At 50.1% G+C, this 24,108-nt stretch carries 20 protein-coding genes; 16 read left to right on the top strand and 4 right to left on the bottom strand.

The annotated features are described in order from the left end of the window. Nucleotides 1–105: 105 nt before the first annotated feature. From CYJ98_RS03340 to leuB, 6 genes are all read left to right on the top strand, one after another. On the top strand, nucleotides 106–360 hold the full coding sequence (locus tag CYJ98_RS03340) for a hypothetical protein (RefSeq protein ID WP_101756245.1): 255 nt from the start codon (nucleotides 106–108) through the stop codon (nucleotides 358–360). A gap of 104 nt (nucleotides 361–464) precedes the next feature. Next, complete coding sequence (locus CYJ98_RS03335; RefSeq protein ID WP_101756244.1) at nucleotides 465–830, top strand: VOC family protein; 366 nt, start codon at nucleotides 465–467, stop codon at nucleotides 828–830. Nucleotides 831–875: 45 nt separating this feature from the next. Continuing rightward, nucleotides 876–1,517, top strand: a complete 642-nt coding sequence (gene leuD, locus CYJ98_RS03330; RefSeq protein ID WP_101756243.1) for a 3-isopropylmalate dehydratase small subunit — start codon at nucleotides 876–878, stop codon at nucleotides 1,515–1,517. Between the two features lie 64 nt (nucleotides 1,518–1,581). After that, nucleotides 1,582–2,043 (top strand): YhcH/YjgK/YiaL family protein, encoded by a 462-nt coding sequence (locus CYJ98_RS03325; RefSeq protein ID WP_101756242.1) that lies wholly within the window; start codon nucleotides 1,582–1,584, stop codon nucleotides 2,041–2,043. A gap of 37 nt (nucleotides 2,044–2,080) precedes the next feature. Beyond that, nucleotides 2,081–2,944 (top strand): DUF1444 family protein, encoded by an 864-nt coding sequence (locus CYJ98_RS03320; protein WP_101756241.1) that lies wholly within the window; start codon nucleotides 2,081–2,083, stop codon nucleotides 2,942–2,944. 66 nt (nucleotides 2,945–3,010) lie between these two features. Then, complete coding sequence (gene leuB, locus CYJ98_RS03315) at nucleotides 3,011–4,081, top strand: 3-isopropylmalate dehydrogenase (RefSeq protein WP_101756240.1); 1,071 nt, start codon at nucleotides 3,011–3,013, stop codon at nucleotides 4,079–4,081. A 123-nt stretch (nucleotides 4,082–4,204) separates the two neighbouring features. Here leuB and CYJ98_RS03310 read toward each other — a convergent pair whose 3' ends face one another. Further along, nucleotides 4,205–5,614 carry a DEAD/DEAH box helicase gene (locus CYJ98_RS03310; RefSeq protein ID WP_101756239.1) on the bottom strand — a complete coding sequence of 470 codons (1,410 nt, stop codon included), beginning with the start codon at nucleotides 5,612–5,614 and terminating at the stop codon, nucleotides 4,205–4,207. Nucleotides 5,615–5,951: 337 nt separating this feature from the next. Between CYJ98_RS03310 and CYJ98_RS03305 the strand changes: the two genes are divergently transcribed. The 8 genes from CYJ98_RS03305 to gloB all read left to right on the top strand — a co-directional run bounded on the left by CYJ98_RS03305 (nucleotide 5,952) and on the right by gloB (nucleotide 19,258). Further along, nucleotides 5,952–6,896 carry a class I SAM-dependent methyltransferase gene (locus tag CYJ98_RS03305; RefSeq protein WP_101756238.1) on the top strand — a complete coding sequence of 315 codons (945 nt, stop codon included), beginning with the start codon at nucleotides 5,952–5,954 and terminating at the stop codon, nucleotides 6,894–6,896. A gap of 112 nt (nucleotides 6,897–7,008) precedes the next feature. Further along, nucleotides 7,009–8,190: an acetylornithine/succinyldiaminopimelate transaminase gene (locus CYJ98_RS03300; protein ID WP_101756237.1), complete on the top strand. Its 1,182-nt coding sequence runs from the start codon at nucleotides 7,009–7,011 to the stop codon at nucleotides 8,188–8,190. Between the two features lie 272 nt (nucleotides 8,191–8,462). Then, the gene (locus tag CYJ98_RS03295; protein ID WP_101756236.1) at nucleotides 8,463–9,134 is read left to right on the top strand and encodes a hypothetical protein; all 672 of its coding nucleotides are present in this window, start codon (nucleotides 8,463–8,465) and stop codon (nucleotides 9,132–9,134) included. Between the two features lie 265 nt (nucleotides 9,135–9,399). After that, nucleotides 9,400–10,335 carry a dihydroorotate oxidase gene (locus CYJ98_RS03290; protein ID WP_101756235.1) on the top strand — a complete coding sequence of 312 codons (936 nt, stop codon included), beginning with the start codon at nucleotides 9,400–9,402 and terminating at the stop codon, nucleotides 10,333–10,335. Between the two features lie 91 nt (nucleotides 10,336–10,426). Continuing rightward, on the top strand, nucleotides 10,427–12,427 hold the full coding sequence (gene rep / locus CYJ98_RS03285) for a DNA helicase Rep (protein WP_101756234.1): 2,001 nt from the start codon (nucleotides 10,427–10,429) through the stop codon (nucleotides 12,425–12,427). A gap of 307 nt (nucleotides 12,428–12,734) precedes the next feature. Continuing rightward, nucleotides 12,735–16,745 carry a phosphoribosylformylglycinamidine synthase gene (purL, locus tag CYJ98_RS03280; protein WP_101756233.1) on the top strand — a complete coding sequence of 1,337 codons (4,011 nt, stop codon included), beginning with the start codon at nucleotides 12,735–12,737 and terminating at the stop codon, nucleotides 16,743–16,745. A gap of 654 nt (nucleotides 16,746–17,399) precedes the next feature. Continuing rightward, nucleotides 17,400–18,485 carry a hypothetical protein gene (locus CYJ98_RS03275; protein ID WP_101756231.1) on the top strand — a complete coding sequence of 362 codons (1,086 nt, stop codon included), beginning with the start codon at nucleotides 17,400–17,402 and terminating at the stop codon, nucleotides 18,483–18,485. A gap of 23 nt (nucleotides 18,486–18,508) precedes the next feature. Beyond that, nucleotides 18,509–19,258 carry a hydroxyacylglutathione hydrolase gene (gloB, locus tag CYJ98_RS03270; protein ID WP_101756230.1) on the top strand — a complete coding sequence of 250 codons (750 nt, stop codon included), beginning with the start codon at nucleotides 18,509–18,511 and terminating at the stop codon, nucleotides 19,256–19,258. A 69-nt stretch (nucleotides 19,259–19,327) separates the two neighbouring features. On the opposite strand, the gene guaA is transcribed toward gloB, so the two are convergent. The 3 genes from guaA to dut form a co-directional block, all read right to left on the bottom strand. Further along, nucleotides 19,328–20,893: a glutamine-hydrolyzing GMP synthase gene (gene guaA / locus CYJ98_RS03265; RefSeq protein WP_101756229.1), complete on the bottom strand. Its 1,566-nt coding sequence runs from the start codon at nucleotides 20,891–20,893 to the stop codon at nucleotides 19,328–19,330. A 147-nt stretch (nucleotides 20,894–21,040) separates the two neighbouring features. Beyond that, nucleotides 21,041–21,367 carry a hypothetical protein gene (locus CYJ98_RS03260; protein WP_167382877.1) on the bottom strand — a complete coding sequence of 109 codons (327 nt, stop codon included), beginning with the start codon at nucleotides 21,365–21,367 and terminating at the stop codon, nucleotides 21,041–21,043. A 186-nt stretch (nucleotides 21,368–21,553) separates the two neighbouring features. Then, a complete protein-coding gene (gene dut, locus CYJ98_RS03255; RefSeq protein ID WP_070873757.1) occupies nucleotides 21,554–22,006 on the bottom strand; it encodes a dUTP diphosphatase in 453 nt (150 codons plus the stop codon). A 111-nt stretch (nucleotides 22,007–22,117) separates the two neighbouring features. Here dut and pdxH point away from each other — a divergent pair, with 111 nt between their 5' ends. Together pdxH and CYJ98_RS03245 are read left to right on the top strand one after the other, a co-directional pair. Further along, nucleotides 22,118–22,750, top strand: coding sequence for a pyridoxamine 5'-phosphate oxidase (gene pdxH, locus CYJ98_RS03250; RefSeq protein WP_049335246.1), 633 nt, complete (start codon nucleotides 22,118–22,120; stop codon nucleotides 22,748–22,750). A 159-nt stretch (nucleotides 22,751–22,909) separates the two neighbouring features. Then, nucleotides 22,910–23,968: a pseudouridine synthase gene (locus CYJ98_RS03245; RefSeq protein WP_003686367.1), complete on the top strand. Its 1,059-nt coding sequence runs from the start codon at nucleotides 22,910–22,912 to the stop codon at nucleotides 23,966–23,968. Nucleotides 23,969–24,108 lie beyond the last annotated feature (140 nt).

Below are 24,108 nucleotides of genomic sequence, written 5' to 3'. Positions count from 1 at the left end.
TATTGATCAGGTCGTCTGAAACAATACCTTGCTCAAGTAAGTTTTCCTATTGCGCAAAACGTCTGAAAACCTTCTTAATCATTGATAACTTGAAAGGAATCTAGTATGAAAAAACTGTTTACATTGGCTGCCGCAGCCCTCATCCTGTCAGCTTGTTCCAGCACTTGGTCCGGCGCAAAAGACGATACCAACCGCAATTGGGACAAAACCAAAGAGACTGCCGAGCGCGTAGCCGATAAAACCAAAGAAACCGCTGAACACGTTGTCGACAAAACCGGCGAAGCTGTTAAAAAAGGCGGCAATGCAGTAGGCCGCGGCATGAGCCATGTTGGAGAAAAAATCGAAGCCGCTACCGAATAATTCGGTAAATCAGGCCGTCTGAAGCTCCTGACTCCGTTTCAGACGGCCTGATACCTTATTACTTGTTCAGACATTTTCACGATTCCAAGCAAAAGGAAGAAATAATGAGTAATCCGTCAAGCTGGTTTGGTATTCACGCTCACGATTTGGATCGCGCCAAAGCCTTTTACGAATCCGTATTCGACAAGCCCCTGCAAGACGTTGGCGGCAACGGATTCCGTTTCATCATTTTTCCAGCCGATTACACCCAACACGGTACGGCCGGCATGATTTGGCACGATAGCAATGCCAAGCCCGGCCACGGCGGTACAACCATTTTCTTCAATTGCCCGGATTGTGCCGAAACAGCAGAAAAAGCCGTCGCAGCAGGCGGCAAACTGTTACAAGAGAAATTCCGCATTGCCAACGGCTTTGCAGCATTTATCGAAGATACAGAAGGCAACCGAATCGGTTTGCACAGCACACACTAACCCGAATAGCCATAAAATTTCCCATTATTACTATAAGAATCTGACATGAAAGCCTTTACCAAAATTACCGCCATCGTCGCCCCGCTCGACCGCAGCAACGTCGATACCGATGCCATCATCCCCAAACAATTTCTGAAATCCATCAAACGCAGCGGCTTCGGCCCCAATGCCTTTGATGAATGGCGTTACCTCGACCACGGCGAACCGGGCATGGACAACAGCAAACGCCCGCTGAACCCCGATTTTTCCCTGAACCAACCACGCTATCAAGGCGCGCAAATCCTGTTGACGCGCAAAAACTTCGGTTGCGGCTCTTCACGCGAACACGCCCCTTGGGCATTGGACGACTACGGCTTCCGCGCCGTCATCGCCCCCAGCTTTGCCGATATCTTCTTCAACAACTGCTACAAAAACGGCCTCCTGCCTATCGTTTTGACAGAAGAACAGGTGGACCAGCTTTTCAAAGAAGTTGAAGCAACCGAAGGCTATCAACTCTCCATCGACCTTGCCGAGCAAACCCTGACCACCCCTAGCGGCGAAACATTCACATTCGACATTACCGAACACCGCAAACACTGCCTCTTAAACGGCTTGGACGAAATCGGCCTGACCCTGCAACACGCTGACGAAATTCACGCCTTTGAAGAAAAACGCCGCCAAAGCCAGCCTTGGCTGTTTAACGGTTGATATACAAAAGGCCGTCTGAAAAATTTAAGTGTTTCAGACGGCCTTTAATCTACACAAATATATTATGATTACCGACACCATAAACAATGCCACCCGCTACGCTGCCTTGCATCCCGACTTTGCCGAAGCCTTCCACCTGTTGCAGACCTTGGATTTTGCCAAGCTGCCGGACGGCCAAGTGCCATGCGAGAATCCCAATATCCGTATTTTTATCGGCAGCGAGCCGATGAGGACGCAGAGAGAAGCCCAGCCTGAAGCGCACTTAAAACATATTGATATTCAAACGCCGATTGATGGTAACGAAATATATGGCTGGATAGATAGAGGCCGTCTGAAAAACGGTTTAGGCTACAACGAAAAGCGCGATATTGAGTTTTTCAACTGCGAGCCGGAGACTTGGCTGACCTTAGAGCCTGGCGAATTTGCGCTATTTTTCCCGAATGATGCGCATGCCCCATTGGTCGGCGACAGGCCGAACATACGCAAAGTCGTTTTTAAAATCCGTGTTGAAACCGAACGTCTATAATATTTCAGACGGCCTTATCCCCTTATCAGGACACAATATGTCTTTTTTCAGCAGGTTGTTCCGCTCCAAACCTAAATTAATGACTTGGCAGGAATTTGTCGAATACTTTGCCCGTCGCATCCAAGAAGAATTGGATCTTGAGGCAAAAATCGACTGGGGCGAAAATATTGCGTCTTCGCCGATCATTGTCCATTTTTCCGAAGACGATGAAGCATCATTCAGCACATATTTGAGCAACCATTACACAAGTTATCTGCAAAATCCCGAGGCCTTGGAGGCTATTGTTGCTGCCAATTTAGCGGTTATCTATAAGATTCAAGACACTGATGCCAGTGTTTCAGCACAACAAATTCTTCCGACAATTAAAAATACGATTTATCTGGAAAACGCCAGACTGATTACAAATACGGACGAAGCCGAACCTGCCGATTATCTGGTATATAAACCGATTGCGGGCGATATTATGTTGCTTTATATGGTGGATACGGAAGAATCCATGCATACGCTCAATCGTGAGCATATGAAAGAGGCCGGTATTGAAGATGAGGACGCCTTGTATCGTACCGCCATGGATAATCTGCGCCAACGGATGAATGGACGTGTTCAAATTCATCATGCCGAAGGTTGGTCATTGGCTCAAATTCATTTGGACAACGACTATGATGCTTCCCTGATTTTGCTTTTGGACGAAGTACTTAAAGACGATCCTATGCTACCGGCTAACCCTGTTTTTGCAGTCCCGGCACGCAACGCCCTACTCGTTTGCAGCCCGTCCGATGAAGAGGCTTTGCAGGCGATGGCGAATATCGCCCTGCAGGCATTTGAAGACTCTGCCTACGCGATTTCTACCCAGCTTTACCAGTACCATAATGGGACAATCAGCGTTTTCAGAGTAAATTGATTTAAGGCCGTCTGAAAAACAGACGACCTGCCCTTTACCTAAAACCTTCCCATAAGGAAACCCGAAATGACCAAACATATCGCTATCTTGCGCGGCGACGGCATCGGCCCTGAAATCGTTGCAGAAACCGTCCGCGTACTCGACAAACTTATCGAACAAGGTTTGGATGTCAGCTACGAATACGCACCTTTGGGCGGCGAAGCCTATGACGAATACGGCCATCCTTATCCAGAATTCACGCAAAACCTTTGCCGTAAAGCCGATGCGGTCCTGCTTGGTGCAGTCGGTTCTCCTCAATACGATAATCTCGACCGTCCGCTGCGCCCTGAGCGCGGCTTGTTGGCCATCCGTAAGGACTTGAATCTGTTTGCCAATTTGCGCCCTGCCATTTTGTATAAAGAGCTGGCCAATGCTTCTACTTTGAAACCGGAAATCGTAGCCGGCCTCGACATCCTTATCGTACGCGAACTGACCGGCGATATTTACTTTGGCGAACCGCGCGGCATCCGTGTTTTGGAAAACGGCGAACGCGAAGGCTACAACACCATGAAATACAGCGAAAGCGAAATCCGCCGTATTGCCCACGTTGCCTTTCAATCCGCTCAAAAACGCAGCAAAAAAGTCTGCTCCGTCGGCAAAGCCAACGTTTTGGAAACTACCGAACTGTGGCGCGAAATCTTTGAAGAAATCGGCAAAGAATACCCTGATGTCGAGCTTTCCCATATGTACGTCGACAACGCCGCCATGCAGCTCGTGCGTGCGCCCAAACAATTTGACGTGATTGCCACCGGCAACATCTTCGGCGATATCCTCTCCGACGAAGCCTCCATGCTGACCGGCTCCATCGGTATGCTGCCTTCCGCTTCTTTGGACGAAAACGGCAAAGGCCTGTACGAACCGTCCCACGGCTCTGCTCCCGACATTGCCGGTCAAAACAAAGCCAATCCGCTGGCGACCGTTTTGTCTCTTTCCATGTTGCTGCGTTACAGCCTAAACGACGAAGTACGCGCTCAACAAGTTGAAAACGCCGTACAAAAAGTACTGCAACAAGGCTTGCGTACCGGTGACATTTACGAAGAAGGCACCAAACTGGTTTCCTGCTCCGAAATGGGCGATGCCGTATTGGCTGCTTTGTAAGAGGCCGTCTGAAAAAGCGTGGGATCAATCCCACGCTTTTTTCTATACGAAACTTGAAATCATAAAAAAGGCGTGTCTTCACACGCCCTTATGTCTTTTCAGATGGTCTTAAGATTGAAGCAATCAACCTTTTTTATGTTTGCCGCCAAAGCTGTCGTTAGATTTGCGCTTGCCTTTAAAGCCTTCGCCGCCTTTTTTGAAATCGTCAGCTTTTTTGAAACCATCTTTCTTAAAGCCATCTTTCTTGAAACCGTCTTTTTTATGGCCTTCGCCGCGAGATTTGCCGCCGAAGCCTTCTTTAGCCGGTTTCTTATCGCCGCGCCAGCCGCCGGATTTGCGATCGCCCCAGCCGCCTTTGCCTTTCGGTTTACCGCCGGCTGATTTGCGTTTGCGTGTCGGTTCCATGCCTTCGATGGTCAGCTCAGGCAATTTACGGCCGATGTATTTTTCGATTTTGTGTACTTTGACGTATTCGTTCACTTCAGCAAAAGTAATCGCAATACCGGTACGGCCAGCGCGACCGGTACGGCCGATGCGGTGAACGTAGTCTTCAGCCTGTTTCGGCAAGTCGTAGTTGATAACGTGGGTAATGGTTGGTACGTCGATACCGCGTGCGGCAACGTCGGTGGCAACCAAAATTTTGCAGCGACCTTTACGCAAGTCCATCAGCGTACGGTTACGCCAGCCTTGCGGCATATCGCCGTGCAGGCAGTTGGCGGCAAAACCTTTTTCGTACAATTCATCCGCGATGACTTCGGTCATGGCTTTGGTCGATGTGAAAATTACGCATTGGTCGATATTGGCATCGCGCAAGATGTGGTCGAGCAGGCGGTTTTTATGGCGCATATCGTCGCAGTACAACAGCTGCTCTTCGATTTTGCCTTGATCGTCCACACGCTCAACTTCGATGGTTTCAGGGTCTTTGGTCAGTTTGCGCGCCAGTTTGCCCACAGCGCCGTCCCAAGTAGCGGAGAACAACAAAGTCTGACGGTCGCTCGGTGTCGCTTCAACGATGGTTTCGATGTCGTCGATAAAGCCCATGTCCAGCATACGGTCGGCTTCGTCAAGAATCAGCACTTCCAAACGATTAAAATCAACTTTACCGCTCTGCATCAAATCCATCAGACGGCCCGGAGTAGCGACAATCAGGTCAACCGGTTTGCTCAAAGCACGGGTTTGGTAGCCGAAAGATGCGCCGCCTACAATGCTGACAGTACGGAACCAACGCATATTTTTAGCATACGCTAACGCGTTTTTTTCCACCTGAGCCGCTAGCTCGCGGGTCGGGGTCAACACCAAAGCGCGTGGGCCTTTGCCCGGTTTTTCGCTGCGCTTGGTCAGTTTTTGCAAAGTCGGCAGCAGGAAGGCTGCGGTTTTGCCTGAACCGGTTTGTGCCGAAGCCATAATGTCGCGGCCGTCCAAAGCAAACGGAATCGCTTGCGCCTGAATCGGGGTCGGGCTTTCATAACCCTCGCTGCGTACGGCAGACAAAATGTTTTTATCAAGGTTCAAATCGGCAAATTTAATAGACATATCTATCCTAAGAGACAACAACGCGCACGCCTGAACAATTTCAGACGACCTGAAGCAAAGGAAAGTAACGATACGGGAAATGTGAAGTTACAGGGTTGTCGCAAGCATCTTGCTTGTGGTTAACATCGACGACAACCTGCACAGAAAAGGCTTTGCAAATATGCAAGCAATAAAAGAAACGCGCCCGAAACGGCGGTTTAGGTTGGATGACGATGGCTTCGTATCAAAAGGCGAACGGCGGATAATATAGATTTTATGGATAACAGTCAAGCAAAAAGACATCAAGTGCGTTAAAATCCACCCCCTTCCCAATACTTAATTCAGGCCGTCTGAAACCATGACCGACATTAACCCCTTTGCCAACCGCTTGGGCAAAAACATCAAACATCTTATGAAATGGGCCAAACGCAACAATATCGAAGCCTGGCGCATTTACGACCGCGATATTCCCCAATTTCCCTTTGCCGTCGATGTTTACGGCGACCAAATCCATCTTCAGGAATACGATACCGGCTGGCTGATGCAGCCCGAAGAATACGAAGCATGGCTTGCCGATGTATTGGAAGCTATTGGTTTTGTGACCGGTTTTGCGCCCGAACAAATCCACCTCAAACGCCGCGAACGTCAAAAAGGTTTGCAGCAATACGAGAAAACCGGCAAAACCGGCGACGATTTCGTCATCACTGAAAACGGCCGCAAGTTTTGGGTCAACCTCGACAAATACCTCGATACCGGACTTTTCCTCGACCACCGCAATACGCGCAAAAAAGTCGGCGAAACCGCAGCGGGCAAACGCTTCCTCAACCTGTTTTCCTACACCGGCAGCTTCACCGTCTATGCCGCCACCGGCGGCGCGGTATCCAGTGAAACCGTCGATTTGTCCAACACTTATCTCGATTGGGCGAAACGCAATTTCGAACTCAACGGCATCGACACCGAACAACACAAAATCGTCCGCGCCGACGTGTTCCAATATCTGCGAAATGCCGCCGCCGAAGGCAAACAGTTCGACCTGATCGTCATGGATCCGCCCAGCTTTTCCAACAGCAAAAAGATGCTCGACATCCTCGACATCCAGCGCGACCATAAAAAGCTGATTGACGGCGCGATGAACCTGCTCGCTTCAGACGGCATTCTTTATTTTTCCAACAACTTGCGAAGTTTTGTATTGGACGATTCGGTCGCGGAACAATACGCCGTCAAAGACATTTCCAAGCAGTCCGTTCCCGACGATTTCCGCAACAAAAAAATCCATCAATGCTGGGAAATCAAGCATAAATAAGCATTAGGCCGTCTGAAAGCCAGTTTTCAGACGGCCTGATTGCCATATTGAATCTCTCAATCAATAGGCGCATAATTCAAGAAATTGTTGACAATATTAAAAGGAAAAGAACATGCAAAACTACCTGACGCCCAATTTCTCATTCGCCCCCATGATTCCGGAACGCGCGCTCGGCAGCCGGGTTTGGGATACCGAAGGACGAGAATACATTGACCTGTCAGGCGGCATTGCTGTGAACGCGCTGGGGCATTGTCATCCCGATTTGGTCGCGGCCTTGGCCGAACAATCGCAAAAACTCTGGCACATTTCCAATATCTACACCACCCAACCGGCACAAGAATTGGCCAAAAAATTGGTCGAAAACACCTTTGCCGACAAAGTGTTTTTCTGCAACTCCGGCGCAGAGGCCAATGAAGCTGCGTTGAAACTGGCGCGCAAATACGGCCGCGATCATTTTGGCGAGCACAAAACCGAAATCATCTCCTGCCTCAACAGCTTCCACGGCCGCACCCTGTTTACCGTATCCGTCGGCGGCCAGCCCAAATACAGCAAAGATTACGCGCCGCTGCCGTCAGATATTACCCATGTTCCATTTAATGATATTGCCGCATTGGAAGCAGCCGTCGGCGACAAAACCTGCGCCGTGATTATCGAGCCGATTCAAGGCGAAAGCGGCATCCTGCCTGCCACCCAAGAATACCTGCAAGCTGCACGCCGTTTGTGCGACAAACACGGCGCCTTGCTGATTTTGGACGAAGTGCAAACCGGCATGGGTCATACAGGCAAACTGTTTGCCTACGAGCATTACGGCATCACACCCGACATCATCAGCTCCGCCAAAGCCTTGGGTTGCGGTTTCCCGATTGGCGCGATACTGACCACCGATAAAATCGCCCCAACCTTCGGCCCCGGAACACATGGCTCGACCTTTGGCGGCAATCCGATGGCATGCGCGGTCGGCAGCCGTGCATTTGACATCATCAATGCGCCCGAAACATTGGCACACGTTGAGCAACAAGGCCAAAAACTTCAGACGGCCTTGCGTGAATTGGGCCTAAAAACCGGCGTATTTAAAGAAGTCCGCGGCATGGGCCTGCTGCTTGGCGGCGTGTTGGCAGACAAATACGCAGGCAAGGCATCAGAAATCACCGCCGCCGCTTTAAAACACGGCCTGATGGTACTGGTTGCCGGAGCCAATGTAGTGCGCTTTGCCCCCAGCCTGTTGCTGAACGACGAAGACATGGCCGAAGGCTTGAAACGTTTTGAAGCGGCGTTAAAAGAGTGGACAGCCTAACCTAGCAAGATAATGAGCTAAGATTATTGCACTTCAAATCCCAATCCGCTGACCTTTGACCTTTCTTATTCATAAAAGTGTTCAAACCCTTGGATTCCTGCCTGAGACCAGTATGAAAACAGGCATATAAAAGATTCAAAATAAAACTTATTATTAACTTCGAAAATATCAGCCATAATACAAAAATTATTAATTTTTCACACATTTTTGCTTTGTTTGTTATAATGTGAAATATATGCAATATCGCATATTTTCAAAGTTAGGATTGATAAATGAAAATGAAATGGCTTGCCCTCGTGACCGCTGCTGCATTGAGTTTGACTGCTTGTGGTGATAAAAACAAACAGGCTTCCGATGAGCCTGTAAAAGCTGTTGCAGGTAATACGGCAGAAGCCCCTAAAGATGCTGAAAAACCTGCTGAAGAAGCAAAACCTGAGGTAAAACCTGTGGTTTCTTCAGGCAATTTCTTGGCGGATGCAACCGCTCTGCAAGCTGCTGAAGATGCGCTGAAAGCACTGCCGCAATTCGGTGGCAAACCACTCAATATTTTCCAAAACATCCATTTCTACGGTGGCAAACGTCCGCGCATTACCGTGGAAATTCAAGACCCTAACAAACCCGAAAATATCGACCACTACGAATTTGAAGACGGTAAATGGAGTGAGCCTCAACCTGTCCGCATTTCCGGCAACGGAAATATGAAAGATAACGTTTTCCCGTTGGATGAAATCAAATTTGCCGATATCGCGAAAATTGCTCAAGCCTACGGCGAAAAAGCCAAAGAAGTGGAAGCCAAAGAAACAGACTTGCCTCATGTGTATTACTCCTTGTTCGTATCGACCGGTAAGAAAGAGTGGATCACCGGTTTCCTCAAAACCGATCGTGCGGAATACGAATTTGAATTTAACAATGACGGTACTCTGAAAAGCTTCAAAAAACGTTGATAGCTTGGTCAGTTGGAAACTAATGGCCGACTGACTTTATTTGATTGAGACAGCCATGTTTGTCTTGATAGAGGTCGTCTGAAAAACATTTAGGCTTTAACTTTGTTGAAACCTTGCTTTCAGACGACCTTTTTACGTCTTTACTTTATTCTATAAAACAACATGTTCCTACATTCCCTGTCATTTGATGTTTGTTAAAAATCGTACCGCCTCTTCATGTTACGCTTGGCAAACAATTTGATTTTACGAAGAAAAGGAGCAGGAGATGGTATCGTTGAAAACCCAAATCGCCGGTTTTTCCTTTGACAACTGCCTGATGAATGCCGCTGGGGTGTCATGCATGACTGTTGAGGAATTGGAAGAGGTCAGACAGTCTTCAGCAGGCACTTTCGTTACCAAAACCGCAACGCTTACCCCCCGCCAAGGCAACCCCGAACCGCGCTATCATGATGTTCCTCTCGGCAGCATCAATTCGATGGGCTTGCCAAACCAAGGCATTGATTACTATCTGGATTACCTGCTTTCACTCCAAGAGGTGCATCCGGAAAGGGCTTTTTTCCTCTCGCTGGTCGGTATGTCGCCCGATGAAACGCATATGTTGTTAAAAAAAGTGCAAAACAGCGGATTCAACGGCATTACCGAACTCAATCTTTCCTGCCCAAATGTCCCCGGCAAGCCGCAAATCGCCTATGATTTTGAAACCACCGAGTGTATTTTGAGCGAAGCCTTCAGCTACTTCGATAAACCTTTAGGCATCAAATTACCGCCATATTTCGATATCGTCCATTTCGATCAAGCGGCAGAAGTGTTCAACCGTCATCCCTTAAAATTTGTCAACTGTGTCAACTCCATTGGCAACGGCATGTATATCGAAGACGAATCCGTTGTCATCCGCCCGAAAAACGGCTTCGGCGGCATTGGCGGCCAATACATCAAACCGACTGCCCTCGCCAATGTCCACGCGTTCTATCAAAGACTGGATCCGTCTATCCAAATCATCGGGACAGGCGGCGTTTACAGCGGTCGTGATGCGTTTGAACACATCTTGTGCGGCGCAAGCATGGTGCAGATCGGCACGGCGCTACACCAGCAAGGCGTAGGCATTTTCGAACGGGTTTCCCTTGAATTAAAAGCCATCATGGCGCAAAAAGGCTACGAAAAACTGGAAGACTTCAAAGGTAAATTGAAATATTTGGCATAAGGTTTACGCCAAAAAACGCCCAAGGCCGTCTGAAAATTTCAGACGGCCTTGTTGTATAATTGCTCCCCACATTACCCGTCTTCCTCCTTCAATGAAACTCAACCCTCAACAGCAAGCCGCAGTCCAATATCTTGGCGGCCCCCTGCTCGTCCTTGCCGGCGCAGGCAGCGGTAAAACCGGCGTGATTACGCAAAAAATCAAGCATTTGATTGTCAACGTCGGCTATCTGCCGCATACCGTTGCCGCGATTACCTTCACCAACAAAGCCGCTACGGAAATGCAGGAGCGCGTCGCCAAAATGCTGCCCAAATCGCAAACGCGCGGGCTGACGATTTGCACCTTCCACTCTTTGGGCATGAAGATTTTGCGCGAAGAGGCGAACCATATCGGTTACAAAAAAAACTTCTCCATCCTCGACTCTACCGACAGCGCGAAAATCATCGGCGAACTCTTGGGCGGCACGGGCAAAGAAGCCATATTCAAAGCGCAACACCAAATTTCCCTGTGGAAAAACGATTTAAAAACGCCCGAAGATGCCGTTCAGACGGCCTCCAATGTGTGGGAGCAGCAAACAGCGCGTGTTTATGCGAGTTATCAGGAAACCCTGCAAAGCTATCAGGCGGTGGACTTCGACGACTTAATCCGCCTGCCCGCCGTGTTGTTGCAGCAAAACAGCGAAGTGCGCAACAAATGGCAGCGGCGGTTGCGTTATCTGTTGGTTGACGAATGTCAGGACACCAATACCTGCCAATTTACGCTGATGAAGCTCTTGACCGGCGCAGAAGGGATGTTTACCGCCGTCGGCGACGACGACCAGTCCATCTACGCATGGCGTGGCGCAAACATGGAAAACCTGCGCAAAATGCAGGAAGACTATCCGCAGATGAAAGTCATCAAGCTGGAGCAGAATTACCGCTCCACCGCGCGGATTCTCAAAATCGCCAACAAAGTCATCGAAAACAACCCCAAACTCTTTACCAAAAAACTTTGGTCGCAGTTCGGCGAAGGTGAAATCGTCAAAGTCGTTGCCTGCCAAAACGAGCAACACGAAGCCGACTGGGTTGTCAGCCAAATCGTCAAGCAGAAGCTGGTCGGCGGCGACAAAACCCAATACGCCGATTTCGCCGTGTTATACCGCGGCAACCATCAGGCGCGGATTTTTGAAGAAGCCTTGCGCAGCGCGCGCGTTCCTTATCAACTCTCCGGCGGACAAAGCTTTTTCGACAAAGCCGAAATCAAAGACGTTTTGTCCTATTTGCGCCTGCTTGCCAACCCCAACGACGATCCTGCCTTCCTGCGCGCCGTGACCACGCCCAAACGCGGCATCGGCGATGTAACGCTGGGTAAGCTCAACACCTACGCGCACGAACACGAATGCAGCCTGTATGAAGCCGCTCAAACCGAAGAAGCGCTTGCCCTATTGAACCATACCAACTGCCAACACCTGCAAGCCTTCATGGATATGATTGAAAGCTATCGAGCCAAAGCCGAAACCAGCGAAGCAGGCGAGCTTATTCATAACCTGCTGAAAGAAATCGACTACGAAAACCACCTGTTGGCCAACGAAGAAGGCAAAGCAGGCGAAATCAAATGGCGCAACGTCAGCGACCTGACCGGCTGGCTGGAACGCAAAGGCGAGCAAGACGGTAAAAACATCATCGAACTTGCCCAAACCATCGCCTTAATGACGCTTTTAGAAGGTAAAGGCGAAGAAGAAGTCGATGCCGTCAAACTCTCGACACTGCACGCTTCCAAAGGTTTGGAATACCCTTACGTTTTCCTTGTCGGCTGCGAAGAAGGCATCTTGCCGCATAACGACAGCATCGAAGAAGACAACGTCGAAGAAGAACGCCGCCTGATGTACGTCGGCATCACCCGCGCCAAGCGCCAGCTTACACTGACCCACTGCCTCAAACGCAAAAAGCAAGGCACATGGCAATTTCCCGAGCCAAGCCGCTTCATAGATGAAATGCCGCAGGAAGACATCAAAATTTTAGGACGCAAAGGCGGCGATCCGATTGTGAGCAAGGAAGAAGGAAAAATTAACTTAGCAGGATTGCTGGATATGCTGGGGAATAAAAAGAAAGGATAACGCAAGGCCGTCTGAAAACAAGGTTTCAGACGGCCTTATTGTTAGCAAAAAAATCACAAACAACCATTCAATAATCCTCACTTTATGTCGTCGCACCTATCCGACCCCATTTCGCCCAATCCTTCAAAAATAAATAAAAATAACTGAATAATCAGATATAAAATAAACAAAAGGACGGAAAGACGGCTTTTTCCGTCTTCTGTTCACAAGTAAAAATTGTCAACATTTCAAGTATAAATTCACAAGCAAAATCGCATTTTTCAGGTATAATAATGGATTCCCCAACTGCATTTTGTGAGCTGAATCCATGTCTGTTGTTCTGCCCTTGCGCGGTGTAACCGCCCTTTCCGATTTCCGTGTTGAAAAACTCTTTCAAAAAGCAGCCGCACTCGGCCTGCCCGAAGTCAAATTAAGCAGCGAATTTTGGTATTTTGTCGGTAGCGAAAAAGCACTTGATGCCGCGACAGTCGAAAAACTGCAAGCCTTACTGGCGGCGCAAAGCGTTGAACAAACGCCCAAAGCGCGCGAGGGCTTGCATTTATTTTTGGTAACGCCCCGTTTGGGCACCATTTCTCCTTGGGCTTCCAAAGCAACCAATATCGCCGAAAACTGCGGTTTGGAAGGCATTGAGCGCATCGAGCGCGGCATGGCCGTATGGTTGGAAGGTGCGCTTACCGACGGGCAAAAACAACAATGGGCAGCCCTGTTGCACGACCGCATGACCGAAAGCGTGTTGACCGACATCGATGCAGCGGCGCAACTGTTCCACCACATCCAATCGGAAACCTTCTCCAGCGTAGATGTATTGGGCGGCGGTAAAGAGGCTTTGGTCAAAGCCAATACTGAAATGGGCTTGGCACTCTCCGCCGACGAAATCGATTATCTGGTTGAAAACTATCAGGCTTTAAACCGCAATCCGTCCGATGTGGAGCTGATGATGTTCGCGCAGGCAAACAGCGAACACTGCCGCCACAAAATCTTCAACGCCGACTTCATCCTCAATGGCGAAAAACAACCAAAATCGCTTTTCGGCATGATTCGTGACACGCACAACGCGCATCCCGAAGGCACGGTCGTTGCCTATAAAGACAATTCGTCTGTGATCGAAGGCGCGAAAATCGAGCGTTTCTATCCGAATGTGGCGGAAAACCAAGGCTACCGTTTCCACGAAGAAGACACGCATATCATCATGAAAGTGGAAACGCACAACCACCCGACCGCCATCGCGCCGTTTGCGGGTGCGGCAACGGGCGCGGGCGGCGAAATCCGCGATGAAGGCGCAACGGGCAAAGGCTCACGTCCTAAAGCAGGCTTGACTGGCTTTACCGTCTCCAACCTGAATATCCCGGGCCTGGAGCAGCCTTGGGAACAAGCCTACGGCAAACCCGGCCATATTGCTTCCCCTTTAGACATCATGATTGAAGGCCCGATCGGCGGCGCGGCGTTCAACAACGAATTCGGCCGCCCGAACCTCTTGGGCTACTTCCGCACCTTTGAAGAGAAGTTTGACGGCCAAGTTCGCGGCTACCACAAACCGATTATGATTGCCGGTGGCTTGGGCAGCATTCAGGCGCAGCAGACGCATAAAGACGAAATCCCCGAAGGCGCGTTGCTGATCCAACTGGGCGGCCCGGGTATGCTCATCGGCTTGGGCGGCGGCGCAGCCTCTTCCATGAACACCGGCACAAACGACGCATCTTTGGACTTCAACTCCGTACAACGCGGCAACCCCGAAATCGAACGCCGCGCGCAAGAAGTCATCGACCGTTGCTGGCAGCTTGGCGACCAAAACCCGATTATCTCCATCCACGATGTCGGCGCAGGTGGCTTGTCCAACGCCTTCCCTGAACTCGTCAACGATGCCGGCCGCGGCGCGGTATTCAAACTGCGCGAAGTACCGCTGGAAGAACACGGCCTCAGCCCATTGCAAATTTGGTGTAACGAATCGCAAGAGCGTTATGTGTTGTCCATTTTGGAAAAAGATTTGGAGACCTTCCGCGCCATCTGCGAACGCGAACGCTGCCCGTTTGCCGTAGTCGGCACGGCGACCGATGACGGTCATTTGAAAGTACGCGACGACTTGTTCTCCAACAACCCTGTCGATTTGCCGTTGAACGTTTTGCTCGGCAAACCGCCCAAAACCACGCGTACCGACAAAACGGTTACGCCGTCTGAAAAACCGTTTAACGCGGGCGATATCGACATTACCGAAGCCGCCTACCGCGTTTTGCGCCTGCCTACCGTAGCTGCTAAAAACTTCCTGATTACCATCGGCGACCGCAGCGTCGGCGGCATGACCCACCGCGACCAAATGGTCGGCAAATACCAAACTCCCGTAGCCGACTGTGCCGTTACCATGATGGGTTTCAACACCCATCGCGGCGAAGCGATGTCTATGGGTGAAAAACCGACCGTCGCCCTGTTTGACGCACCCGCGTCAGGTAGAATGTGCATCGGCGAAGCCATCACCAACATCGCGGCGGTCAACATCGGCGACATCGGCAACATCAAGCTCTCCGCCAACTGGATGGCGGCGTGCGGCAACGAAGGCGAAGACGAAAAACTCTACCGCACCGTCGAAGCCGTTTCCAAAGCCTGTCAGGCATTGGATTTAAGCATCCCCGTGGGCAAAGACAGCCTGTCGATGAAAACCGTGTGGCAGGATGGCGAAGAGAAAAAATCCGTTGTTTCGCCGTTGAGCCTGATTATCTCCGCGTTTACGCCAGTGGAAGACGTACGCAAGACTGTTACGCCTCAGTTGAAAAACGTCGAAGACAGCGTATTGCTGTTTATTGATTTGGGCTTCGGCAAAGCGCGTATGGGCGGCTCCGCGTTCGGTCAGGTGTACAACAATATGACCGGCGACGCGCCTGATTTGGACGATACAGACCGTCTGAAAGACTTTTACGGCGTGATTCAGCAGCTTGTCGCCAAAGACAAACTTTTGGCGTATCACGACCGCAGCGACGGCGGCTTGTTTGCGACGCTGGCGGAAATGGCGTTTGCGGGGCGTTGCGGGTTAGATATCACATTGGGAAGCATACTTTTTGCAACCACGATAGCAACCTATACACCTGCCCAGGTTGACCACGACCTAGGCTTTGTTAATGCTGGTTCTATCATCTCTACCGAAGAAAACGTAATCCGTTCGCTGTTTAATGAAGAGCTTGGTGCAGTTTTACAAGTTCGTGCAGAAGATGCTGATTATGTACTCAAGCAATTTGACAAGAAAGAATTTTTTGTAAACAAGGGAGGCTTCTCTCCGCGCAAGATAGGCAAATTTGCCAGCCATTATATTGGCACAATCAATCCGACATCCGACCGTCTTGTAATCACAGTTGACGATGAAACTCTGTTCGACCAACCACGCGCCGACCTGCAACGCGCATGGCAGGAAACCAGCCATGCCATTCAACGCCTTCGCGACAACCCTGCCTGCGCCGACAGCGAGTTTGCCCTGATTGGCGACAACGAACGCAGCGCATTGTTTGCCAACGTGAAATTTGACGTGAATGAAGACATCGCCGCGCCATTCATTAACAGCGGCGCGAAACCCAAAATCGCCATCCTGCGCGAACAGGGCGTAAACGGCCAAATCGAAATGGCCGCCGCCTTTACCCGCGCCGGATTCGATGCTTACGACGTGCATATGTCCGACCTGATGGCAGGCCGCGTCAACCTTGCCGACTTCAAAATGCTGGCGGCGTGCGGCGGCTTCAGCTACGGCGACGTACTCGGTGCAGGCGAAGGCTGGGCGAAATCGATTCTGTTCCACCCTGCTCTGCGCGACCAATTTGCCGCCTTCTTTGCCGACCCGAACACGCTGACATTGGGCGTGTGCAATGGCTGTCAAATGGTCAGCAACCTTGCCGAGATTATCCCGGGTGCAGAAACATGGCCGAAGTTCAAACGCAACTTGAGCGAACAGTTTGAAGCGCGCCTGAGCATGGTTCATGTTCCGAAATCTGCGTCGCTGATTCTGAACGAAATGCAAGGTTCCAGCCTGCCTGTCGTGGTCAGCCACGGCGAAGGCCGCGCCGACTTCGCGCTTCACGGCGGCAACATTTCTGCCGATTTGGGTATTGCGTTGCAATATGTAGACGGTCAAAACCAAGTAACCCAAACTTATCCGCTCAACCCTAACGGCTCGCCGCAGGGCATCGCCGGTGTGACCAACGCCGACGGCCGCGTGACCATCATGATGCCGCATCCGGAACGCGTATACCGTGCCGCGCAAATGAGCTGGAAACCGGAAGACTGGACGGAACTGTCCGGCTGGTACCGCCTCTTTGCCGGGGCAAGGAAGGCTTTGGGCTAAATCGTATCCTGATTCTGATTTGAAAGAAAAAGGCCGTCTGAAAATAGGTATATCGGACTTCGCTCCAACCTGTTTCAGACGGTCTTTTTGTCTTTTACTACTCTTCTCTGCATTGGCTACCACACAACATTTCATTTATGAATAAATAGGAAATTAAAATGAGTATCTTAGGTAAGATATTGATAAAGATTTTTGTTTCATTGGTTCTTATTTTTCAAATAGTCTATATTTTAAATGTTTTTTTAACAATTAAATATAAGATAGAAATGATGAGTTCCGCCGAAGATATACTCATTACAATCTATGATATAACTCAAATATTATCGATTTTTATTACTTTTGATATTTTAATTATATTGTTTTTGTTAATCTATATAAAATTAATTAAAAAATATAAGCTAAATAAAATATAATAATATTTTAAATTAATAAGGCATAATTTAGACAATACCTATTATATTTTGACGCTAACTATGTTGAGATTTGAGTAATCAAATTAAAAATATTGGGGATATTTTAAAAGAAAGGATTAAGAATGAAAACAGCCGAAAATCTATGTCTAGGTTTCAGCTGTCAGGGAAATCTCCACATCATTCTGTATAATTCCCTCTTTTAAACTATAATCGACATATTCAGACGGCCTTTTCCGACATTATGACTCGACAAGCCTTTATCCTCAGCGATTGCGAATTTTCCGAATGCGGTGAAAAGCCTTACGCCCTGTTGACCGCGAATCCGACGAAGGAACACCACTTCGTCGCCCAGACCGAGCAACGGCAGCACACGCATAATCCGCAGGTAAGCCCGCAGAATCAGAATGTTTACAAGCTACCCTTGTCCATGTTCCATACTGGCGAAAAAGCCCGCGGCAAAGAACAAAACCGCAGCGAAGCGATAAGCGTCAACATCATCGGCAACTTGGCGGCGAAAAACCTCTATACGCTGACCTTTGTCGAAGACTCCGCCAACCAATACAATCTGGAAAGCTGGTTCAACCGTCATGAAAGCGGCTACGAAGAAGCCTGCAATCATCTGCGCACCTTACCTGCAGGCCGTCTGAAAACAACTACGGCAAATGCCGACACCGTCAAAGTACCGGATGCCTTGTGGCGGATATTGCGGCTAAAATTCCTCGGCATTCTGCGCAATCCGTACAACCATAAAAACCTGTTTGCCCATCGCCTGCACCAAACACTTCGGGCACGGCTGCCGGAAGTCGGTTTTGAATTTGTCCGCTTAATCAGCAAACGCGACCCCAAGCGCATCGAAGCCATTATGCAGAACTACCGTTTCACCTTTCTCGGCTATGTTGATTGGTTGGGCGGGCTTTACGGTATGTTGAGCGAAGGCGTGGCGCAACCGTCGTTGTTTGAACGGTTGTTTTGCAACATCTTTGCCGAACCCGAAGCCGTGAAAATCGAATTGTTCCGCTATCCGGAAAACACAGGGCTTTGCCTGTTTGGCGACAGCAGTTTCTGCCTGCAAGCCTCGGCCAAGCTATTCAGTGTCGGCGTTAATATCTCGCATGATATGTTTGCCGTCGTCCATCTGCAAACTGACCGTTGGCACGCGTTTAAAAACACCTTTCATCACGACGCGCCCAAACTGCAAGGCCAAGTGCGGATTATCGACGGCGACCAAACCCAAAGATTGCTGTTCAACCGACTGAGCATCCAGCAAGCCCATGAAGCCGTGTTCGGCCAAAGCCCGAATATCAAAGATTATTTAGAGGCCGTCTGAAACCCCAAACCAGAAGAAAGCATATGAAAATCACACCAATCCAAGCCCTAAACGACAACTACATCTGGATGATTCAAGAAGGCAACCATGCCGTCTGCGTCGATCCGTCCGATGCCACGCCAGTCTTAAAATTCCTTGTTCACAACCACTTGATGCTGGCGCAAATATGGATTACCCATCCCCATCATGACCATATTGGTGGCGCAAAAGCACTGCACAACGGCTTCTTAGAATCCCCAATCTATGGCGAAAGCGACATCGACGTGGCGACGCATACCGTCACCGCAGGTACGCAGTTCCCGTTTGGCGAAGGCTTGGTTACCGTTTGGGCGACCCCCGGCCATACCGACCGCCACATCAGCTATCTGCTGGAAAATTCAGACGGCCTGCACGTTTTCTGCGGCGATACCTTGTTCTCCGCCGGTTGCGGCCGCGTATTCACCGGCACAATCGAGCAGCTTTACGACAGCTTCCACCGATTCAACCAACTGCCCGAAGAAACGCTGTTTTATCCGGCACACGAATATACCGCCTCTAATCTGCGCTTTGCCCAGCATATCGAACCGGACAACGCCGACATTCAAACGGCCTTGGCTGCAGCCGAACACACGCCAACGCTGCCTGTCAGCCTTGCGCACGAACGCAAAGTCAATCCGTTTTTCCGCATACACCTGCCCCAAGTTCAGGCACGCGCCGAAGAATTGAGCGGACGAAAATTAAACAGCGAACTCGAAGTCTTCGCCGCTTTGCGTGAATTGAAAAATCAATTTTAATTGGGCTTAGTCCCTAAAGAATAAGGCCGTCTGAACAATATCTGTTCAGACGGCCTTATTCTTTAGGGATTATTCCCACTCAATTGTGGCAGGCGGTTTACCACTGACATCATAAACCACGCGGTTGATGCCTTTGACTTCGTTGATGATGCGGTTGGACACGCGGCCAAGCAGCGAGTAAGGCAGCTCAGCCCAGTGCGCAGTCATAAAGTCGCTGGTAATCACGGCACGCAAAGCTACGACGTAATCGTAAGTACGGCCGTCGCCCATCACGCCGACGGATTTCACAGGCAGGAATACGGCAAAGGCTTGGCTGGTCAGGTCGTACCAAGATGTGCCGTTTTCATCGGTAGTATTGCGCAATTCTTGAATGAAAATATTGTCTGCTTGACGGAGCAAGTCGGCGTATTCTTTTTTCACTTCGCCCAAGATGCGCACGCCCAAACCCGGGCCTGGGAACGGATGACGGTACACCATTTCACGGGGCAGACCCAAAGCCACACCCAATTCGCGCACTTCGTCTTTGAACAAGTCGCGCAATGGTTCAAGCAATTTGAGCTTCATGTTTTCAGGCAGGCCGCCGACGTTATGGTGGGATTTGATGGCGTGGGCTTTTTTGGTTTTTGCGCCTGCGGATTCGATTACGTCAGGGTAAATCGTACCTTGCGCCAACCATTTGGCGTTGGTGAGTTTTTTCTCTTCAGCGTCAAAGACTTCGATAAATTCCGCACCGATGATTTTGCGTTTTTTCTCCGGATCGGTCACACCGGCAAGTTTCGCCAAAAACTGCTCTTCGGCATCAACGTGAATCACACGTACGCCCAAGTTGCGGGCAAACATGTCCATCACCATTTTGCCTTCGTTCAAACGCAACAGACCGTGGTCAACAAACACGCAGGTCAGTTGGTCGCCGATGGCGCGGTGAATCAACGCGGCCGCTACGGAAGAGTCCACACCGCCGGACAAACCTAAAATCACTTCATCGCTGCCTACTTGTTCGCGGATTTTGGCGACGGCTTCTTCGATGTAGTTCGGCATGGTCCAGCTTGGTTGTGCGCCGCAAATATCCAAGACAAAGCGGTTTAACAACGCGCGACCTTGTTTGGTGTGGGTCACTTCAGGGTGGAATTGGATGCCGTAGAATTGTTTCTCAGCGTTTTCCATCATGGCAATTGGGCAAGACGGGGTGTCGCCGATGACAGAGAAGCCGGTAGGCAGTTTGGAAACTTTATCGCCATGGCTCATCCATACGTCGAGCGTGTTTGGTGCATCATCTTGAATGCCGCGTGTCAGCTCGCTGTCGATGGTTTTCACTTGCGCATAACCGAATTCACGTTGGTTGCCCGGGCTAACTTCGCCGCCCAAGTGGTGCGCCATAAACTGCATGCCGTAGCAGATGCCCAAGACCGGAATGCCCAAATCAAAAAGACCGGTATCGGCTTGATAATCGGATTCGTAAACGGAATTAGGGCCGCCGGAGAGGATGATGCCTTTCGGGTTGAAGGCTTTGATTTCGTCCAAAGGCATGTCGAAAGAATGCAATTCGCAGTAAACGTGGGCTTCGCGCACGCGGCGGGCGATCAGCTGGGTAACTTGCGAGCCGAAGTCGAGAATAAGGATTTTGTCTTGAGTCATGGCGGAAACTTTGCAAAATGTAAGAAAACGGTGCGGCCGTAAGGGCAAATTTTAAATTTAAACCACAATAAAAAGGCCGTCTGAAACGGCGGATTATACCATTGTTCAGACGGCCTTTATAGGGCAAAACCCAAATCTCTCATCTTTCTATTTTGTGTGTTTCTCAGGAATCATATCGCTGCGCGAGAGCAACAGCAGGCAACCCAACACGACCATGCCGATGGCCAGCAACGGCGAGAGGTAAATCCAGTAGCTCATGTGCAGATAAATGGCTGTACCGATATAAATCAGCATCGGGCCGGAAACAATGGACTGTTTGTTGATGCCGTCCATAATCAACACGGCAAAGCCCAAAATAATTAATGCGCCGGCAATCATTGTCGATGTCGCAGGCAAAATATCCGTAGCGCGTAAAAACCAAATCGCACCAAAGATAATCAAAAATAAAGGCAGAAAAAGTGAGGGGCGGGACATAACAACGCTCCGTAAAGGTTTCAGACGGCCTGTATTATTGGGTACGTCGGCCATGCAGGCAAGATATAAAAATGCAATCTTGTGTGTAATTATGCAAAGGTTGGCACAACAAAAAGGCCGTCTGAACAACGGCAAACCGAAATCAAATATTTCAATTTTCCTCTTAACAGACGGCCTTTTAAATCATCAGGCTTTGCCGGTGCTGCCGAATCCGCCTTCGCCGCGCTCGCTGGCGGCAAACTCGTCCACAACCTTAAACGCGGCTTGGACAACCGGCACAATCACCATTTGCGCGATACGCTCCATCGGCTCGATGGTAAACGCTTCTTTACCACGGTTCCACAAAGAAACCTTCAATTCGCCTTGATAATCCGAGTCAATCAAACCAACCAAGTTACCCAAAACAATACCGTGTTTATGACCCAAGCCGGAACGCGGCAACAAAACAGCTGCATACGTGGGGTTGGCCAAATGCACCGCCAAACCGGTCGGAACGAGATATACATCGCCCGGCTGCAATACAATGGCTTCATCCAGGCAGGCACGCAAGTCCAAACCGGCAGAACCGGGCGTTGCATAAGCAGGCAGGGAATCGGCCATTTTCGGATTTAAGATTTTCAGTTCGACTTCGGTTTGCATGACAGGACTCCGTATTGTTCTATATTGGAAAGGGCTACGATTATACACAAATGCCCTTGAGGCCGTCTGAAAAAACGGAGTATGATTCAGTCAGACCTAAGGAGAAAAATCATGGATCTGCACAATATCCGCGAAGATTACAGCAAACGCGAGCTGTCGGAAGCCGAATGCCACGCCGACCCGATTGTCCAATTCGAGCAATGGCTGAACGAAGCGATTCACGCCGAAGTCAACGAGCCGACTGCGGTCAACGTTGCCGCCGTAGGCGAAGACGGCAGACCCAACAGCCGCATGGTGCTGCTGAAAGAAGTCAACCCCAAAGGCTTTGTTTTCTTTACCAATTACCACAGCCGCAAAGGCCGCTCCTATACTGCACACCCTTTTGCCGCCATGACTTTTTTCTGGCCGGAACTCGAGCGCCAAGTGCGCATTGAAGGACGCATCGAAAAACTCGACGCCGCCGCTTCGGACGAATATTTTGAAAGCCGCCCCTACACCAGCCGTATCGGCGCATGGGCAAGCGAACAAAGCGAAGTGATTTCCAGCAAAGCCGTTTTAGTGGCCAAAGCCGCAGCCGTCGGTGTCAAACATCCCCTGCATGTTCCCCGTCCTCCGCATTGGGGCGGATACCTCGTTATTCCCGACCGTATCGAATTTTGGCAAGGCCGCCCCAGCCGCCTGCACGACCGCATCCAATACCGCCTGGTTGACGGCAACTGGATACGCGAACGCCTTTCACCATAATTTTCGGATTTTCAAACAAAAAATTACTGGTTGAGTTACAATACAACCTTTCATCGGCAGGCCGTCTGAATCTGATTTTCAGACGGCCTTTTCCCCCAATCCAACCCCTGCCGCAAATGCCGCAGAAGAACCGCTTTTTCAAGCGAGTTAGGAAAAATCATGTCCAAACAGCCTTCCAGCAAACGCCAATGGCGCGACGGCGTATCATCTACCGCCAAAAAACCTTCTAAACCGGCCAAATCCTTTGCCAATAAAAAACGTCCCGACGACGAACGCAAAACATCAGGCAAACCTTACGGCCAAAAAGTTTCAGACGGCCCTAAAGCTCAAAATACCGCGCCCAAACAACGTGCTGCCAAAGCCAAAAAACTGGTTGTCCGCAACCCCAACCAAAAAATCATGGAACACGCCCGCGATTTGAAAGAACGCCGCAGCGACCTTTCACGCTTCGAACCCGAGCGACTGCAAAAAGTCCTGGCCGCTTCCGGCGTCGGCTCACGCCGCGAAATGGAAGAATGGATCAGCAACGGCTGGGTAACGGTCAACGGCCGCGTCGCCCAACTGGGCGAAAAAGTTACGCCCGACGACCACGTTACCGTCAAAGGCAGCATCATCAAACTCAAATGGGCCGACCGCCTGCCACGCATCATCCTCTACTACAAACAAGAAGGCGAAATCGTTTCCCGCGACGATCCGCAAGGCCGCGTCAGCATCTTCGACCGTCTGCCGCAAGCAGCCAGCAGCCGCTGGGTAGCCATCGGCCGATTGGACATCAATACCAGCGGCCTTTTGATCCTGACCACTTCAGGCGAACTTGTTCAACGCTTTGCCCACCCCAGCTTTGAAGTCGAACGCGAATACGCCGTGCGCGTATTGGGCGAGTTGACCACCGAACAAATGCGCGTCCTGACCGAAGAAGGCGTCATGCTCGAAGACGGTCTAGCAAAAGTGGAACGCATCTACGAACAAGGCGGCGAAGGCGCAAACAAATGGTACAACGTCGTCATCAAAGAAGGCCGCAACCGCGAAGTACGCCGCATTTTTGAAAGCCAAGGCCTCACCGTCAGCCGCCTCGTCCGCGTAGGCTTCGGCCCCATCGGCCTGCCAAACCGCCTCAAACGCGGCCAGTTCTACGAACTCAATCCGGCAGAAGTCGCCAACATCATCAAATGGGCGGACATGCTGCTGCCGGGCGAACGTCGCCGGAAGAAAAGTTAATTAATCTTTATAAGAAGAAACAAGGTCATCTGAAAATTTTAGGCACCCCGTTTCTTCTTAATTCAACTCTAAATTTCTCAAATTCTGAATAAATACATAATCTTCAAGTATCAACCAAATCAATTATTTGTTCCATTTAA

The organism is Neisseria perflava, assembly GCF_002863305.2.
Lineage (GTDB): Bacteria > Pseudomonadota > Gammaproteobacteria > Burkholderiales > Neisseriaceae > Neisseria > Neisseria perflava_A.
Note: the sequence above shows the minus strand (reverse complement) of the source record. Positions and strands in the feature narration are given on the sequence as shown.

Coding starts and splice junctions, on each gene's coding strand:
- CYJ98_RS03340 (WP_101756245.1), top strand. CDS start 106: ATGAAAAAACTGTTTACATTGGCTGCCGCAGCCCTCATCCTGTCAGCT.
- CYJ98_RS03335 (WP_101756244.1), top strand. CDS start 465: ATGAGTAATCCGTCAAGCTGGTTTGGTATTCACGCTCACGATTTGGAT.
- leuD (WP_101756243.1), top strand. CDS start 876: ATGAAAGCCTTTACCAAAATTACCGCCATCGTCGCCCCGCTCGACCGC.
- CYJ98_RS03325 (WP_101756242.1), top strand. CDS start 1,582: ATGATTACCGACACCATAAACAATGCCACCCGCTACGCTGCCTTGCAT.
- CYJ98_RS03320 (WP_101756241.1), top strand. CDS start 2,081: ATGTCTTTTTTCAGCAGGTTGTTCCGCTCCAAACCTAAATTAATGACT.
- leuB (WP_101756240.1), top strand. CDS start 3,011: ATGACCAAACATATCGCTATCTTGCGCGGCGACGGCATCGGCCCTGAA.
- CYJ98_RS03310 (WP_101756239.1), bottom strand. CDS start 5,614: ATGTCTATTAAATTTGCCGATTTGAACCTTGATAAAAACATTTTGTCT.
- CYJ98_RS03305 (WP_101756238.1), top strand. CDS start 5,952: ATGACCGACATTAACCCCTTTGCCAACCGCTTGGGCAAAAACATCAAA.
- CYJ98_RS03300 (WP_101756237.1), top strand. CDS start 7,009: ATGCAAAACTACCTGACGCCCAATTTCTCATTCGCCCCCATGATTCCG.
- CYJ98_RS03295 (WP_101756236.1), top strand. CDS start 8,463: ATGAAAATGAAATGGCTTGCCCTCGTGACCGCTGCTGCATTGAGTTTG.
- CYJ98_RS03290 (WP_101756235.1), top strand. CDS start 9,400: ATGGTATCGTTGAAAACCCAAATCGCCGGTTTTTCCTTTGACAACTGC.
- rep (WP_101756234.1), top strand. CDS start 10,427: ATGAAACTCAACCCTCAACAGCAAGCCGCAGTCCAATATCTTGGCGGC.
- purL (WP_101756233.1), top strand. CDS start 12,735: ATGTCTGTTGTTCTGCCCTTGCGCGGTGTAACCGCCCTTTCCGATTTC.
- CYJ98_RS03275 (WP_101756231.1), top strand. CDS start 17,400: ATGACTCGACAAGCCTTTATCCTCAGCGATTGCGAATTTTCCGAATGC.
- gloB (WP_101756230.1), top strand. CDS start 18,509: ATGAAAATCACACCAATCCAAGCCCTAAACGACAACTACATCTGGATG.
- guaA (WP_101756229.1), bottom strand. CDS start 20,893: ATGACTCAAGACAAAATCCTTATTCTCGACTTCGGCTCGCAAGTTACC.
- CYJ98_RS03260 (WP_167382877.1), bottom strand. CDS start 21,367: ATGTCCCGCCCCTCACTTTTTCTGCCTTTATTTTTGATTATCTTTGGT.
- dut (WP_070873757.1), bottom strand. CDS start 22,006: ATGCAAACCGAAGTCGAACTGAAAATCTTAAATCCGAAAATGGCCGAT.
- pdxH (WP_049335246.1), top strand. CDS start 22,118: ATGGATCTGCACAATATCCGCGAAGATTACAGCAAACGCGAGCTGTCG.
- CYJ98_RS03245 (WP_003686367.1), top strand. CDS start 22,910: ATGTCCAAACAGCCTTCCAGCAAACGCCAATGGCGCGACGGCGTATCA.